The sequence below is a fragment of the uncultured Paraglaciecola sp. genome (assembly GCF_963977085.1).
GTDB lineage: Bacteria > Pseudomonadota > Gammaproteobacteria > Enterobacterales > Alteromonadaceae > Paraglaciecola.
This window is the reverse complement of the sequence record NZ_CAXBNC010000027.1, coordinates 1-13509: the sequence shown is the minus strand read 5'-3', so window position 1 is coordinate 13509 and position 13509 is coordinate 1. Positions and strand designations below refer to the sequence as shown.

Sequence of the window (13509 nt, the reverse complement as noted above, 5' to 3'; positions counted from 1 at the left end):
ATACTCAGGGCATATGAGTTAAACCAAAATAAGGAATAATCGTGCGTATCAAGTCGCCCCAAGGTATTTTGTCGTTAGACAGTATTTTACCCGAAGAACCATTGTTGATGATGGGAGCGGGGCCTGTTCCTATTCCTGCTAGAGTGGCAGCTGCCAACGGTATCGTTATCAATCATTTGGGCGATACCATGGCGCAGATTATTGAACAAGTTAAGTTAATGTCACGGTATGTGTTTCAAACCGAAACTGGGCATATTTTAGGGGTTGCAGGTCCTGGCTCTGCGGCAATGGAAATGGCCGTGGCGAATCTAGTGATACCAGGCAGTAAAGTGCTGAGTGTTTGCAATGGCTTTTTTAGTAATCGATTAGCCGAAATGGCTGAGCGTGTTGAAGCAAATGTTGTACGTTTAATGGTAGAAGAAGGTCAAAGCGCAGATCCTGCTGTAGTGGCTGAGTATATTGCACAACATAAACCACAAGTATTAACCATAGTGCAAGGTGAAACCTCTAGTACTGTGTGTAACAACGAGTTGGCTGCTATCGCAGCCGCTGCAAAAGCCCATAACTGTCTAGTGATTGTTGATGCTGTGTGTACCTTAAGTACCATGAAATTTGATATGGACGAATGGGGTATTGATGCAGTAATAACAGGCGGACAAAAAGGTTTGTCTTGTATTCCCGGTGTGTCGTTAATTGGTTTTTCAAGTAAAGCTTGGGAACATATTCAGTCGCGTTCTGATCAGCTACGCCATTGGTGTTTAGACGCTAAGTTAGCCGACCAATTCTGGTATAAAAAGTCTTATCATTACACCGCACCTGTTTCTGGGATATTAGCGATTCATGAAGCCTTAAGATTGGTTTGTACTGAAACGTTAAATGTAAGGTTTGAACGTCACTTGTGCAGTTCACAGGCTTTGCAAGCAGGAATTGAAGCTATGGGGCTGACGCTACACGTTAAACCTGAAGCTAGACTAAATTCTGTTGTGGGCATAAAAGTACCTGATGGGATAGACGGTAAACAATTACTCAGCACTATGTCTAAACGTTACAAAGTCGAAATATCCGGTTCTTTTGGTGCCAACATTGTACGTATTGGACAAATGGGGGAACAATGTCGCACCCATAACTTGTTTCGCACTTTACATGCCTTTGGTGCCAGTTTTAATTTATTAGGTCAAAACCTTGATTTACCAGCCGGCATGGCTGCACTCGAAAGTACTTTGGATAAGTATAAATTAGTAGACCAACTGTAGCGCTAAGGATTAATTTCTTTGGTTTTCTACTGTTTTTTGAAAGGCATTGCGATATTGGCTAGGCGTTAAGTCAAACATTGCTTTGAATGCCCTGGAAAACGCGGTAGAAGAAGTATAATCACTGTCCATGGCTAAGGTTTCTATACGGGTGTCTGAATCCCGTAAAATGGCTGCGGCTTTTAATAGTCGCCAGCGCGTGGCGTATTCACCTGGAGAATACCCGAGCATTTTCTTGAAACTATGTGCCAAAGCAGAGCGTGACATGCCAGCCAAGCTTGCGAGTCGTTCGAGACCCAAATCAGACCAATCTTGCTGGTGGATATAAGATACCGCACGGGCTATTCGGGCGTCACGTAAACCATTATGAAAGCCTAGCTGATCTTTATTTAACTCGAAATAAGCCCTAAAAATAGAGACTAATAAGGCATCGGAAAGTTTCCGTATAAGTACGTTACTGCCCGGTCTAGGTTGGATTGATTCGGCAATAAGAATGTTGAGAAGACCCATTAAATTATAGGTATCAGGCAAACGTTCCGCACGAATGACGATTATATCCGGTAACTCTTGGATCAATGGATGTTTATAGCCAAAATCATAATCAAAGTGTCCGCATATCATTCGCGTCGCTCGTCCTGAAGATGCAAATAACTCTTCGCCGCGTTCATGGGCTAAGAGCACTTCTTGTCCCGACTTCACCGAACTTTCTGTTGCATCACATATAGTATGCGCTGCACCTTTAGGGAAAAGGATCACATCCCCAGTACTCAGGTGGTGTAATTTGTCTTCGTAACTCACAGTGGCAATACCGCGCACAATAATATGAAACTGCGCAAAACCTGTGTTCTCAACTCGCATTCCCCAAGGGGCGCAAAAGTCTTTTTGAAAATAGACCGAACTTTGCACACCCAGCAAATCAAGAATATCGCTTAATGGATCTGAGATGTTAATAAATCACCAGTACGTAGTTATTTTATAGTTTAGGACTATGAGTCTATTTTAATGGACTTTCAATACTTACATTCAAATAACCACTCAAGTAAATTGCACTTCAAGGCGAATTGTCGCAATAACCTAGGAGAAAAAATGAAATTAATCTATAAAGCCATATTGGTTGCCACCCTTGTTGTGGGGGCAGTAGGGGCTTATGCCAAAGATGATACTTTGTCCAAAGTACTTAAAGAAGAAGATAAAACCTTCATACCTATGATGGGGCCGGTTTCGTTTGCAGATGCGTATGGTAGTCGAGAAACAGGACCACATGGTACTTTCGGGAGTTTTCCTGCACACTTTGCCACACCTGAACATACTCACACCCATAGTTATCGAGCTGTTGTATTAAAAGGGGAAATGACTAACCCATTTAGAGGGGAAACGGATCCTCCGGTTATGATACCGGGATCTTATTGGGCAGTGAAAGCGGGCGAAAAGCATGTGACAGCCTGTGTTTCAGCTACGCCCTGTGAGTTCTTAATGTATTCTAACGAAGGTTTTGATTTTTTAGAGACCGAGCACTAACGCTAACTGATTAATTTAATAAATGGCCCGCTAATATTTAACTCTGCGTTAACTATTAGTGGGCCATTTATCAGTACTCTTTTCCCTATAGCAATAAAGACACGCCAGATAACAAGGGTTACCTCATGTCATTGAATACACTTATTTTAACTATCATCGCAATGATTGCGTTTGCAGCAAACTCGGTATTAACTCGCTTAGGCCTGTTAGATGGGAGTATAGATGCCCTTAGTTTTACCCATATTCGTCTGGTTTCGGCCGCGATGTTTTTGGGGTTGCTTGTGTATTTTAAAACGTCAGAAAAAGAGTCAATCAGTTGGGATCTTATCTCGATTATTAGTTTGTTTGGTTATGCCTTAGCGTTTTCATTGGCGTATTTATTTTTACCTACGGGACTCGGGGCCTTAATACTCTTTAGCGCAGTTCAATTTACGATGTTAGGTTATGGCGTGATAAGTGGGGAAAGGCCTTCAACTATTCAATGGCTAGGCATCACTGTTGCTTTAGTGGGATTTATTGCATTGCTGTTACCCGGCGCGTCCGCGCCTCCTTCCTTAGAGGCAGCGCTTATGTGTTTGTCTGGTATTTGTTGGGGCGTTTATTCATTGCGAGGCCGTCACTCCAGTCTCGATCCCATTAAACGTACAGCTTATAACTTTATCGGTACCTTGCCACTGGTTTTACTGGTTCTTAGTGTTACGTTTTTTGTTGGACCTACACCACAACTAAGCAGTAATGGGGTTTGGCTGGCAATTATGTCAGGGGCTGTGACTTCAGGGGGAGGCTATGCTATCTGGTATATTGCATTGCGAGGATTAACCGCTACACAAGGTGGGGTTGTACAGTTGTCGGTACCCGTTTTGGCAGCAGTTGGCGGTGGCATATTTGCGGCAGAAATCCCCAGTATCCGATTTAGCTTAATTGCTATGGTTATTTTGCTAGGAGTGGCACTGGCATTATGGCCAAATCAGCAAGTTCGGCAGTGATTATAAGGCAAAGTTAAATATGTTGCTGCCCCTATGGATCATAGTTCTTTGGAGTGTTTGAGATACTTCACCATGACTTGTCCAGCGGCTTTAATATGTTGTTGTAAAATAGATTTTGCTTCTGAGACTTGTTTGGCTTTTATGGCTTCTAATAATTGATAATGTTGTTGTTGGCTGGTTTTTTCATAATTTAACTCAACTGAATGAAAGCCAATGTAGCGTGAACAAAGTTGATGTAGGTTGGCAATATTGTTGAACAAGGTAGGTCTTTTTGCCGCTTCATAAAGGCAGGCATGGAATTGCCAATTTAACTCGCCATGTTGCGCTATGCTTAACTTTGGTTGGTCGAGTCGTTCTAGAATGTCGGTGGCCTTTCCCAAAATTTGGTGATTGAGTTTTGGTATAGCATGACTCAGGATAAGTGGCTCTAAATACATTCGCATTAAGTATAAATCTTCTGCTTCGGTTGCGCTTAATGGGTGCACCATTACACCACGCTTACCACATTGTGTTAGCCACCCTTCATTTTTTAGGCGCTGTAATACATCCCGAATAGGAATACGACTGACCCCATAGTCAGCTGCAAGTTGCTCTTGCTTTAAAGGGCATGCTATAGGTAACTTGTTATCACGAATATCTTGTTTTAATTGTTGATAAAGAGCTTCAGCGGGTTGTTTATCTGTCATCTATTAGGTTCTCCCATAGCGGCCAATGGCAAGTGTACCAAGCCCAATAGTAATGCCCCAAAATGCCGACGCGATATTAAAAAAGGATACCCCAGAGGCAGTAACTAAAAAAGTAATCAAGGCGGCATCGCGATAATCGGGTTGCTCGAAGGTCGATTGTAAACTGGCGCTAATAATGCCTAACAAGGCTAAGCCTGCTAATGCAGCAATCATGGCGGCAGGGAAAGCAGCAAATAAGCTCACCACAGCGGCACCACAAATACCTGCCAATATATTAAAGACCCCAGCGAATACACCAGCAATATAACGTTTGTCTGGATCTGGATGGGCTTCTTCGCTGGCACATATGGCTGCGGTGATAGCCGCCAAGTTTAGAGTAAAGGCACCAAAAGGCGCGAACACTAAGTTTAATCCGCCTGTCCAACTTAGTATCGGAGACACTGGTGCTTGGTTATGACCAGCAGATCGTAAAATTGCTATTCCCGGCACATTTTGTGATGTCATGGTGACGACAAATAGGGGTAATCCTACACCTATTAATAAACTCAAATTGAATTCTGGCCAGGTCCAGACGGGTATAGCGAGGGACCATTTAACTTGCTCTAAGTTGATTAGGTTAAAGGAGTAGGCGCATATAAACCCTGCTATCAATACCGCTACTGTTGAGTAACGTGGTAGCCATCTTTTGGCGAATAAAAAAGTCACTAACATGATCCCCACCATTAACGGGTCGCTTTGCAAGGACGTAAAAATACTTAAGCCAAACTGGACTAATATGCCTGCCAACATTGCCGACGCTAAAGGCAAAGGGATACGTCTGGTTAACGCATCGAACCAACCAGATATCCCGGTTAACAAGGTTAAGACCGCAACAAATACAAAAATACCTATGGCTTCGCCAATACTATTGCCACTGAGAGTTGTGGCCAACAAGGCAGCCCCAGGCGTAGACCAAGCAATGATAATGGGGCGTTGATAATATAGTGATAAACCTAAGCAACCTAAGCCCATGCTGAGACCCAAAGCCCAAATCCAAGAGTCGATCATCTCTTGACTCGCCCCAGCGGCAATAGCGGCTTGGTACACTATCACCCAAGCGCTAGCATAACCCACTAAAACCGCTATAAAACCGGCACTGATGGCTGAGAAGCTAATGTCAGAAGTAAAAGTGTTAAATCTCATTTTTGTATTCATATTTATAAATGTATACAAAATTTAGCACGAATTTAGTGACAATTGAAGTTTGAATAGTCTGACAACAAAGTTGTCTTTGGTTTATTACGTTAAGGCTTGTAACTTAACGACCAACATTAAGGTTGAAAACGACTCGGCTTTTCAAGGATAAGTGTTTAGACGCTATCAAAGTTATTGCTGATGTGGCATTGTTTTAATATTGTTATGGCAGTTTGGTCTTTTAACTTTATATTATTAATGGGCTGTCTCAAGAAAACTAGGAATTCAATAACGTGTCCACAAATACAAAACAGGAGCTATATCAACTACATTTAGTTGGTAATGTATTGTGCGTAGAGATGAGTAGTGTGTGGTCAACAAGTACAGTTAAAAAAGTGCTAAAAGATACCCAAGAACTGGTTGATGCTATTAAACATCAACCATGGGCAGCAGTTGTTGATATTCGCAATTGGATCATGCCAACCTTTGAAGCTTTTGAAGGCTTTCAGGAAATATATGATTGGTGTGCGGCCAATAACCAAACACATGAAGTCACTTTATGCCGTTTTGAGATGCAAAAAAGTATTATTGGCGATGTATCTAGTTACAATGCAGAACATCAGTTTTATACCCAAAGTCTTGAAGAAGCTGAGCAGTGGTTAGTTAACAATGGTTTTACTTTTTCATATGAAAAATGGCTGCAAGCAAAGGTTTAACCTTCACATCAGCGCTAACACCTAACTATCAACCATCTTGTTTACGGGCGTCAATTATGTTGGCTGGTTGGCAGTGATGTTTTTTGTATAGAGCATAAATTTTACATAGGGCTTGGCTCTTGCTCTTTGTTTTTCCAGTATTCAATACTGGTGAAATTATGACAAAGAATTCCCATAGTGACTTGTAATCATCTCTGTAAAGTCTTTTGTCTTATCCTCTTACAATGTCCTGTTAGATAATTTAATTACAACGAGTAATTACTCCCCCGCCAAGTTTAGAAGGCGTCTAACAATTTGTTCGTCAGTTCTCCCAGGATAACGCCTTTTCAATTCTGCATACACAAATGGATCCTCTGCAATCTTGTGTTTCATTATCTGTATTTTTAGCTCGGTCACCGATGTGGTTTTATAACGCTCAATTAAATGTTTTCTTAAACTAGGGTAAGTGTTCTTCTCCAACAAGTTTGCAAATTCTAGGGTGTAGCTTTTGATCAATAGGAGCTTGTGATCGGTAATTTTATTTATAGCAGCATGGGTAAACTGGTTATTTGAGGCATTATCAATTTCTATAAAATATTGACTGCTATTTTTGATCATAATGGCAATAGCGGTTTGTTTTTGTTTTAGGTCTGCCTTAGGGTCTTCAATAAAACTTGAGGCAATTAATTGTTCAGGGATGGCTTTTACCTTATTGGGTAAATCCAAAATGGTGGGCGGTGAATAACCCAATTCCAGGACCGCATAGGTCAGTACACACCCTAGTAAAAGGCTCAACAGGGCTTGCATTAAATTTTCCTGATCGAGAAAAGATACTTGTTATTCTAGCCTTCGAAATCGAAATCTTCGAAAAAAACCAAGAATAGAGGCAAATATTAGCGAAAAACCGCAATTCCATAACTACAGCCTAATCCAACTTGAGGTTATTAAGCTTTGTTGTTGCCTCAAAATTCCATATTAAGGGCAGCATAATCAAAGGGTTATAAATAAAATAGCGATAACCTTAGTGTTGGCTAATACATGATTAGGGGCAAGCGCTTCAACTATAACGAGTGAAGAAATAGAAGTCCTATTTTGTTTATTTATTCGAGTAATAAAGTCGCTTCTACCCAGGCGATAAAATCATTAGTGACCTCATCACGATTGGTCTCGTTAAAAAGTTCATGCCGCGCTTCGGTGTAAAATTTATGGGTAACATTTATGAAATTGTGTTTTTTGTAGGCCGCGAGTAAGCGCTTCACCCCTTTACTTTTTTCACCAACGGGATCGTCAGTGCCGCTAATGACATAAATGGCTTTGCTTTTATCCATAACAGCAAGCGTTTGATCCGAGGCGATGCTGGTTAATGCATCTAACATACCTTGCCAACTGGCAACCGAACATTCAAATCCACACAGAGGATCCGCAACATAGTTATCCACTTCAGCATTATCGCGGCTTAACCAGTCAAACTCAGTGCGGTTTGGTTTAAATGCCTTGTTAAACGCTTTAAAGGTCATGGCTGACATAAGCGCGCTGTGCCCCTGTTTGCCGAACCTTAATTTTTCGAATCGTATAATCAATTGCGCTATTTTACCAAGGACTCCCGGTGGGCCATTACTGGCTGATAAGGCCACGGCGGCGATGTTTTCGCCATATTTACTTAGATAAGATTGCGTTAGGAAGGAACCCATAGAATGACCAAGCAGAATAATAGGTGTATTAGGATGGCGACTACGGATCTCGGTGTTGAGCTTATCCAGATCATCAACCGCCTTGTTCCAGGCATCTTCGTCAGCCATATGTCCAAGTGCCTGCCCGTGTTGTATGGATTTTCCATGGCCCCGATGATCATTAGCATAGACGGCTAACCCTTGGGCGTTTAAACAAGCTGCTAAGCGCGCATACCTAGCGCCATGTTCGGCCATGCCATGGGCGATTTGAATCACTGCCTTGATGTCTCCAGCAGGCAGCCATTGATAACAATGTAACTGCACAGTATCAACGCCAGTAAATTGAAAACTACTGGAGCCTGCAGCGGCTAATTTATTTGTGGTGTTGATACGCTTTTCTCCAGGATTTTAATGAAGGTCAATAATTTGGGTTGGTTTGTCGCAGCAAAATCGCTGATTGATTGTGTGTTTTTCACTTAAGTTCGCTCATTAAGGATTGAACTTAGTCGACAAAAATTGTATGCGAGCAGTCACTGCAAAATGGTCTGATGCATAACGGCCATTGGTGTGATTTGTGACTATATCTGCGTCACTAATATCCACATCAGGTGCAACAAAAATATAGTCGATTTTCGCCCCCGTTTGGTCACCCACAAAACCATTAAATGTACCAACACGCGCCGCGTTCGGATGAACAATTCGGTAGCTGTCTAACATTGGCAGTGGTGATGAATCGGCATCTTTAGTTTTACCTAAAAGATACTCAATGGCCTCATTGTCTTCACCAGCATTAAAATCTCCCATCAATATAAAAGGGTCTTGATGGGAACGTGATTGAATGACCTGAGTGATCAATCGCACACTTTTTTCTCTTGATAATTGTGATTGATGATCTAGATGGGTGTTGTAAATATAAAATGCTTGCCCTGTGGCTTTATCGATCAACCTCGCCCATGTGCAGATCCTCAGAATATCGTTACCCCAGTGCTTAGAAGGTACATCCGGAGTATCGGATAACCAAAAGGTACCAAAGGCGTTTTTATCAAGAATAAAGCGATCTGTACGGTAAACAATAGCTGAATATTCATCATTAATGCCGCCAGCGCGGCCCACTCCTACCTCTGCATAGTGAGGTAGCGCATTATTGAGCACATCTAATTGGAAACGAAACGCTTCTTGTACGCCAATGACATCTGGATTGTTGGCAATAATAGTCTCTGTCACTAGATGACTGCGCTTTTCCCAATGATTTTCACCGTCTTGGGCAAGGCCATTACGAATATTAAAGGTCATGGCATTAATCTCAAGCCTGTCTGGGCTCGCGAGTTGTTTGTCTTGGTCCGCAATTTGGCACCCAAGTAGTGCGCAAACCAAAGTGACCAAAAGCATGTAATAGGATTTACTCATGAAGTATTCTCTTGTAATGAACAGATTCGGCGGATTGTAATATAGGTGTTTTGATAACAGCCAGTAGATTATCAGAGACCTGACTTAATAAAATAGATAAATTAACCGAACGGATACTGTAATGAGTCTCTGAGAGATACCAGCCTCTACAACCCCCTTCTCAAATTTGCCACAAGCTATTTGCATAGCCAGTTTTGTTTCATAAATGGCGACTGAGTAACGTTGTTGTTAATTGCTTAGGTCACAGATAGTGTTTATGCTCTAACTCCCGCTTAGCTATCACAATAAAAAAACCAATAAAGAGGTACTCCGTCTTGAGAATTTGCATGTCACTATTGATTGTTGTTGCATCTTTACTGACAGCTTGCGAGCGAGGTCGCTTTAATGACGACCTTACTAAAGTTTATGGCCTGCCAGATAAAAGTTCAGAATACCATGACCTAATAAAGCGTGCGCCCGAAAGTCTTAGTCAAGACGAACTCTATAGTCGTGTGCTCACTTTATGGGAGACACCCTATCGTGAATTAAAGCTGCCCACTTCCAATGGCACCACCCATATTATTGTTTCTGGGCCTGCCGATGGTGAAACACTTGTATTACTGCACGGTATGAACGCTGACTCCACCATGTGGTATCCCAATGTTAAGGCGTTATCCGCAAGCCACAGGGTTTATGCCATAGATGATATTTTAGGGCCGGGAAAATCAAAACCAAATCATGATACAGATTCACTTGAATTTGTTATATCTTGGTATTTTGAAGTTTTTGACGCTCTTAAACTTGAAAAAATAAACCTTGTGGGTGCATCACAAGGCGGCTGGATAGCCACCAATCTAGCATTGGCCAAACCGGAAAAAATTAACAAACTGATTCTGTTAAGTCCCGCACAAACTCTAACTTGGCTAGATCCTAGCGTAGATATTATTTCCAACTTGATATACGCGTTTAATCCACAACGTGAAGGTTTACGTAATAATTTAGCCACCCTGTCTAGCAATGTAGACGGCATCCAGCAAATGTATATTGATCAGTTTTTTAGAACCATCTCAACCGCAGACACTTCACCATTGTTAATGGATATGCAACCTTTCAACGATGAGCAATTGTCCACACTCACCATGCCAGTGTTATTTCTGGCGGGCGACAATGACCTATTTAATGGTCAGGATAGTGTCGACCGCGCCATTAAAATTATACCTTGTATACAAGCTGAAATCATTCAAGGCAGTGGTCACTTTATCAGTGTGGATCAAGCTAAGGTGGTGAATAGAAAAATAGAGGATTTTGTCGCGACGAAACAAAATCTGAAGATGTCAGAGTGTAAAAATACTATTTAAAAGGGTTGAGTCACAATTCCATAATGACTCGCAGAAATGCATAGTTATCCAATCTAAATACACACTTCACTTCATAAAACTTACAACAGTTCATAACAATGAATAATTCTTCTTTTTGGAAATAATGAGTACACTGCTGGTAAGTGAATTATCAATTGAAATTAAGGAGCGTTAAATGTTTAGTCACGTAATGTTAGGTGCTAATGACATACAAGCATCAAAGAAGTTTTACGATGCCATTTTAGGTGCTTTGGGCTATGAAGAAGGTAGCATTGATCCAAAAGGTCGGTGTTTCTATTTCACTAAAACTGGAGTGTTTGGATTAAGTGTGCCAATTAATGGTGAGCCTGCCAGTCACGGTAATGGCAGTACTTTGGGGTTTGCTATTGAAAACGAAGAGCAAGGCCTTGCATGGCATGCGGCTGGTTTAGCTAACGGTGGTACAGCTTGTGAAGATCCTCCAGGTGTCCGTGATGGTGGAACAATGAAGTTATATTTAGCCTATCTTCGTGATCCTGCTGGCAATAAAATCTGTGCCATGAAACGGGTCGGATAATTTAAACGATCACAACATGCACTAATCCTAATGAGGGCAAATATTAAATGATAAACCAACAATGGGCTGTCAATTTTGCATCTGATTGGATTAGTGCTTTTAATTCAGGTGACATCGATAAAGTGTTCGCCTTGTATGATGATAACTTCTCGATGACTTCACCTTATATTGTGCAACGAATGGGAGTTAAATCAGGGACCTTAGTGGGTAAAGAAAACGTGCGCCCCTATTGGCAAAAGGCACTGAGTTCTGAGCCGCCCTTAGAGTTTAAATTGTTGAATGTGTTTTGTAGTGTGACATCGGTGAGTGTGTTTTATGAAAGCATTGCTCGAACAATGGTAATTGAAACCTTTGAATTCAACCCACAAGGGAAAGTCATTGCGGGTTGTTCCAGTCATATTATTGGGTAAAGGTTTGCCAGGCAATTAAATTAAAAATCATTACTTCCACTTTGGAAATCGTTTAGAACCAATAATTAATAATCCCGCACCTAAATACATCGCTAGGCCATACACGCCAGCCGCAATGGCGTAATCGGGGCGATCTAAAAAGCTGATGGCGATCAGTATGGCCATAGAGCTATTTTGCACCCCCACCTCTATACCTAGTGTCACTGCGTCACGCTTAACCAGTTTAAATATTATCCCTAGCAACACTCCAGTCGCGATTGCTAAAATATTCAGTGAGAAAGCCGCTTCAGATACCAATACAAAAGAATCAAGCAAATTTTCTCGTTCTTGGTAGGTGATAGCAACTATCATTAGTACTAAAAAAGCGCTGGAAAGGTGCCTAAAAAATGCTTCACTGCGCATCGCTAAGGTCGCAAATTTGTGCCTGACCATGATCCCTATTAGTACAGGAATTAAGGTGATAAAAATAAGCCCTAACGTGGTACTTAACAGAGAAAACGCTGTAGTGGCAGTATCGTTAAATTGCTCGATAGCAAACTGAATGATAAGTGGGGTAGTGACAACACATACTAAGGTAGTGACGGCCGTTAAACTGACCGACAGCGCTAGATTTGCTCTGGCCAATTGACTGAGAATATTGGAGCTAGTGCCACCAGGGCATGCCGCAAGTATCATAATGCCTACCGCTAAATGTTCTGATAAATCAAAGAAAATAGCGATGCCATAGGCCAGAAGTGGTAATAGAAGCAGCTGCCCAAATAACCCTACAGCCACAGGTTTAGGCTCTTTTCCTAGCTCTAGAAAGTCTTGTTTGGTAAGACTTAAACCCATACCAAACATGATAAGAGCTAACACTAGCGGCATGATGATTTGAGTTAAAAACGAATCCGTCATCTGGGTTTTGTTCCTTATTTCACTACATTTTTTAGCTTTTAGCTCGTGGCTAGAAGCTCGCAACTCGTAGCTATCGTTTTGCTTAACTCATTTTGGCTAACTGACTTAATGGTGCGATACGGGCTAGGTACCTAAACAATGCCCAAGGCCATTTGGGTACAAAACTATTGGCGACTTCTTTTTCGATATCTTTGACTATAGCTTTGCAGCCTGTTTCTAAGTCCACAATAAAGGGTACCGCTTTTACTTTTGCGTTGATCTCAGTACGAATAAATCCCGGATGGATAGTGGTGACTTTAATCGGCGTGTTGAGCACATCGATGCGAATACCCTCTGTAAGTGAACTTAACGCAGCTTTAGTGGCTGCATACACTGTCATCGCTCTGCGGGCGCCACGCACGGCACTAACAGAAGATATAGTCACTAAATGGCCGGCGTTTTGGCTACGGAATATTTCCATGGCGGCTTCGCACTGGGCTAAAGCGGAAACAAAGTTGGTCACAGCGGTTTGTTTATTGGCATGAAAATACCCAGTGCCTATCGAGGCGCCTTTGCCCATGCCGGCATTCACTATTACCCGATCTAGACCACCTAAGTCTTCTGCAAAGGCTTTGACCACTGTAAATACTTGGTCATGGTCGTTGACATCTAAAGCGCGAATAAACACTTTGATATCAGGGTTAATGCTCAATAATTCTTGTTTAAGTTCTTCTAGGTTTTCCATTCTTCTGGCGCATAAAGCTAGGTTTCTGCCCATTTTGGCAAACTCGATGGCCATTCCTTTACCTAAGCCAGAACTGGCACCGGTAATTAAAATATTTTGTCTGGTCATATTGTCCGTTCTCTAAGTATTGTTTGATTAACTAGCTTCTTAAAAGCCAAAAGCCAAAAGCCAAAAGCCAAAAGCCAAAAGCCAAAAGCCAAAAG

At 41.8% G+C, this 13509-nt stretch carries 15 protein-coding genes; 7 read left to right on the top strand and 8 right to left on the bottom strand.

What is annotated here, in order from left to right:
• Nucleotides 1–41: 41 nt before the first annotated feature.
• A complete protein-coding gene (locus AAC000_RS21045) occupies nt 42–1253 on the top strand; it encodes an aminotransferase class V-fold PLP-dependent enzyme (RefSeq protein WP_339725621.1) in 1212 nt (403 codons plus the stop codon).
• Between the two features lie 9 nt (nt 1254–1262).
• On the opposite strand, the gene AAC000_RS21040 is transcribed toward AAC000_RS21045, so the two are convergent.
• Nucleotides 1263–2195, bottom strand: coding sequence for an AraC family transcriptional regulator (locus AAC000_RS21040; RefSeq protein ID WP_339725673.1), 933 nt, complete (start codon nt 2193–2195; stop codon nt 1263–1265).
• A 141-nt stretch (nt 2196–2336) separates the two neighbouring features.
• On the opposite strand from AAC000_RS21040, the gene AAC000_RS21035 reads away from it, so the two are divergent.
• Nucleotides 2337–2768, top strand: coding sequence for a DUF4437 domain-containing protein (locus AAC000_RS21035; RefSeq protein ID WP_339725620.1), 432 nt, complete (start codon nt 2337–2339; stop codon nt 2766–2768).
• Nucleotides 2769–2893: 125 nt separating this feature from the next.
• Nucleotides 2894–3754: a DMT family transporter gene (locus tag AAC000_RS21030; RefSeq protein WP_339725618.1), complete on the top strand. Its 861-nt coding sequence runs from the start codon at nt 2894–2896 to the stop codon at nt 3752–3754.
• A 38-nt stretch (nt 3755–3792) separates the two neighbouring features.
• Here the strand turns inward: AAC000_RS21030 and AAC000_RS21025 are convergent, their stop codons facing one another.
• The gene (locus AAC000_RS21025; RefSeq protein ID WP_339725617.1) at nt 3793–4440 is read right to left on the bottom strand and encodes a GntR family transcriptional regulator; all 648 of its coding nucleotides are present in this window, start codon (nt 4438–4440) and stop codon (nt 3793–3795) included.
• A 3-nt stretch (nt 4441–4443) separates the two neighbouring features.
• The gene (locus AAC000_RS21020; RefSeq protein ID WP_339725616.1) at nt 4444–5622 is read right to left on the bottom strand and encodes a benzoate/H(+) symporter BenE family transporter; all 1179 of its coding nucleotides are present in this window, start codon (nt 5620–5622) and stop codon (nt 4444–4446) included.
• Nucleotides 5623–5906: 284 nt separating this feature from the next.
• Between AAC000_RS21020 and AAC000_RS21015 the strand changes: the two genes are divergently transcribed.
• On the top strand, nt 5907–6329 hold the full coding sequence (locus AAC000_RS21015) for a hypothetical protein (RefSeq protein WP_339725614.1): 423 nt from the start codon (nt 5907–5909) through the stop codon (nt 6327–6329).
• Between the two features lie 258 nt (nt 6330–6587).
• Here the strand turns inward: AAC000_RS21015 and AAC000_RS21010 are convergent, their stop codons facing one another.
• From AAC000_RS21010 to AAC000_RS21000, 3 genes are all read right to left on the bottom strand, one after another.
• Nucleotides 6588–7115: a hypothetical protein gene (locus AAC000_RS21010; protein ID WP_339725612.1), complete on the bottom strand. Its 528-nt coding sequence runs from the start codon at nt 7113–7115 to the stop codon at nt 6588–6590.
• 293 nt (nt 7116–7408) lie between these two features.
• Complete coding sequence (locus AAC000_RS21005; protein ID WP_339725610.1) at nt 7409–8302, bottom strand: alpha/beta hydrolase; 894 nt, start codon at nt 8300–8302, stop codon at nt 7409–7411.
• Between the two features lie 165 nt (nt 8303–8467).
• The gene (locus AAC000_RS21000) at nt 8468–9385 is read right to left on the bottom strand and encodes an endonuclease/exonuclease/phosphatase family protein (protein WP_339725609.1); all 918 of its coding nucleotides are present in this window, start codon (nt 9383–9385) and stop codon (nt 8468–8470) included.
• A gap of 326 nt (nt 9386–9711) precedes the next feature.
• Between AAC000_RS21000 and AAC000_RS20995 the strand changes: the two genes are divergently transcribed.
• From AAC000_RS20995 to AAC000_RS20985, 3 genes are all read left to right on the top strand, one after another.
• Nucleotides 9712–10722: an alpha/beta hydrolase gene (locus AAC000_RS20995; protein WP_339725608.1), complete on the top strand. Its 1011-nt coding sequence runs from the start codon at nt 9712–9714 to the stop codon at nt 10720–10722.
• 175 nt (nt 10723–10897) lie between these two features.
• Nucleotides 10898–11278, top strand: coding sequence for a VOC family protein (locus AAC000_RS20990; protein ID WP_339725606.1), 381 nt, complete (start codon nt 10898–10900; stop codon nt 11276–11278).
• 47 nt (nt 11279–11325) lie between these two features.
• Nucleotides 11326–11688, top strand: a complete 363-nt coding sequence (locus AAC000_RS20985; RefSeq protein ID WP_339725605.1) for a nuclear transport factor 2 family protein — start codon at nt 11326–11328, stop codon at nt 11686–11688.
• Between the two features lie 30 nt (nt 11689–11718).
• Here the strand turns inward: AAC000_RS20985 and AAC000_RS20980 are convergent, their stop codons facing one another.
• A complete protein-coding gene (locus AAC000_RS20980) occupies nt 11719–12582 on the bottom strand; it encodes a bile acid:sodium symporter family protein (protein WP_339725604.1) in 864 nt (287 codons plus the stop codon).
• An 82-nt stretch (nt 12583–12664) separates the two neighbouring features.
• A complete protein-coding gene (locus AAC000_RS20975) occupies nt 12665–13414 on the bottom strand; it encodes an SDR family oxidoreductase (RefSeq protein WP_339725602.1) in 750 nt (249 codons plus the stop codon).
• Nucleotides 13415–13509 lie beyond the last annotated feature (95 nt).

What these genes read in the sequence shown, in the direction of transcription:
- AAC000_RS21000 (WP_339725609.1), bottom strand. Translation starts at nt 9,385, where the DNA reads ATGAGTAAATCCTATTACATGCTTTTGGTCACTTTGGTTTGCGCACTA.
- AAC000_RS21030 (WP_339725618.1), top strand. Translation starts at nt 2,894, where the DNA reads ATGTCATTGAATACACTTATTTTAACTATCATCGCAATGATTGCGTTT.
- AAC000_RS20975 (WP_339725602.1), bottom strand. Translation starts at nt 13,414, where the DNA reads ATGACCAGACAAAATATTTTAATTACCGGTGCCAGTTCTGGCTTAGGT.
- AAC000_RS21035 (WP_339725620.1), top strand. Translation starts at nt 2,337, where the DNA reads ATGAAATTAATCTATAAAGCCATATTGGTTGCCACCCTTGTTGTGGGG.
- AAC000_RS21010 (WP_339725612.1), bottom strand. Translation starts at nt 7,115, where the DNA reads ATGCAAGCCCTGTTGAGCCTTTTACTAGGGTGTGTACTGACCTATGCG.
- AAC000_RS21025 (WP_339725617.1), bottom strand. Translation starts at nt 4,440, where the DNA reads ATGACAGATAAACAACCCGCTGAAGCTCTTTATCAACAATTAAAACAA.
- AAC000_RS20990 (WP_339725606.1), top strand. Translation starts at nt 10,898, where the DNA reads ATGTTTAGTCACGTAATGTTAGGTGCTAATGACATACAAGCATCAAAG.
- AAC000_RS21020 (WP_339725616.1), bottom strand. Translation starts at nt 5,622, where the DNA reads ATGAGATTTAACACTTTTACTTCTGACATTAGCTTCTCAGCCATCAGT.
- AAC000_RS20995 (WP_339725608.1), top strand. Translation starts at nt 9,712, where the DNA reads ATGTCACTATTGATTGTTGTTGCATCTTTACTGACAGCTTGCGAGCGA.
- AAC000_RS20980 (WP_339725604.1), bottom strand. Translation starts at nt 12,582, where the DNA reads ATGACGGATTCGTTTTTAACTCAAATCATCATGCCGCTAGTGTTAGCT.
- AAC000_RS20985 (WP_339725605.1), top strand. Translation starts at nt 11,326, where the DNA reads ATGATAAACCAACAATGGGCTGTCAATTTTGCATCTGATTGGATTAGT.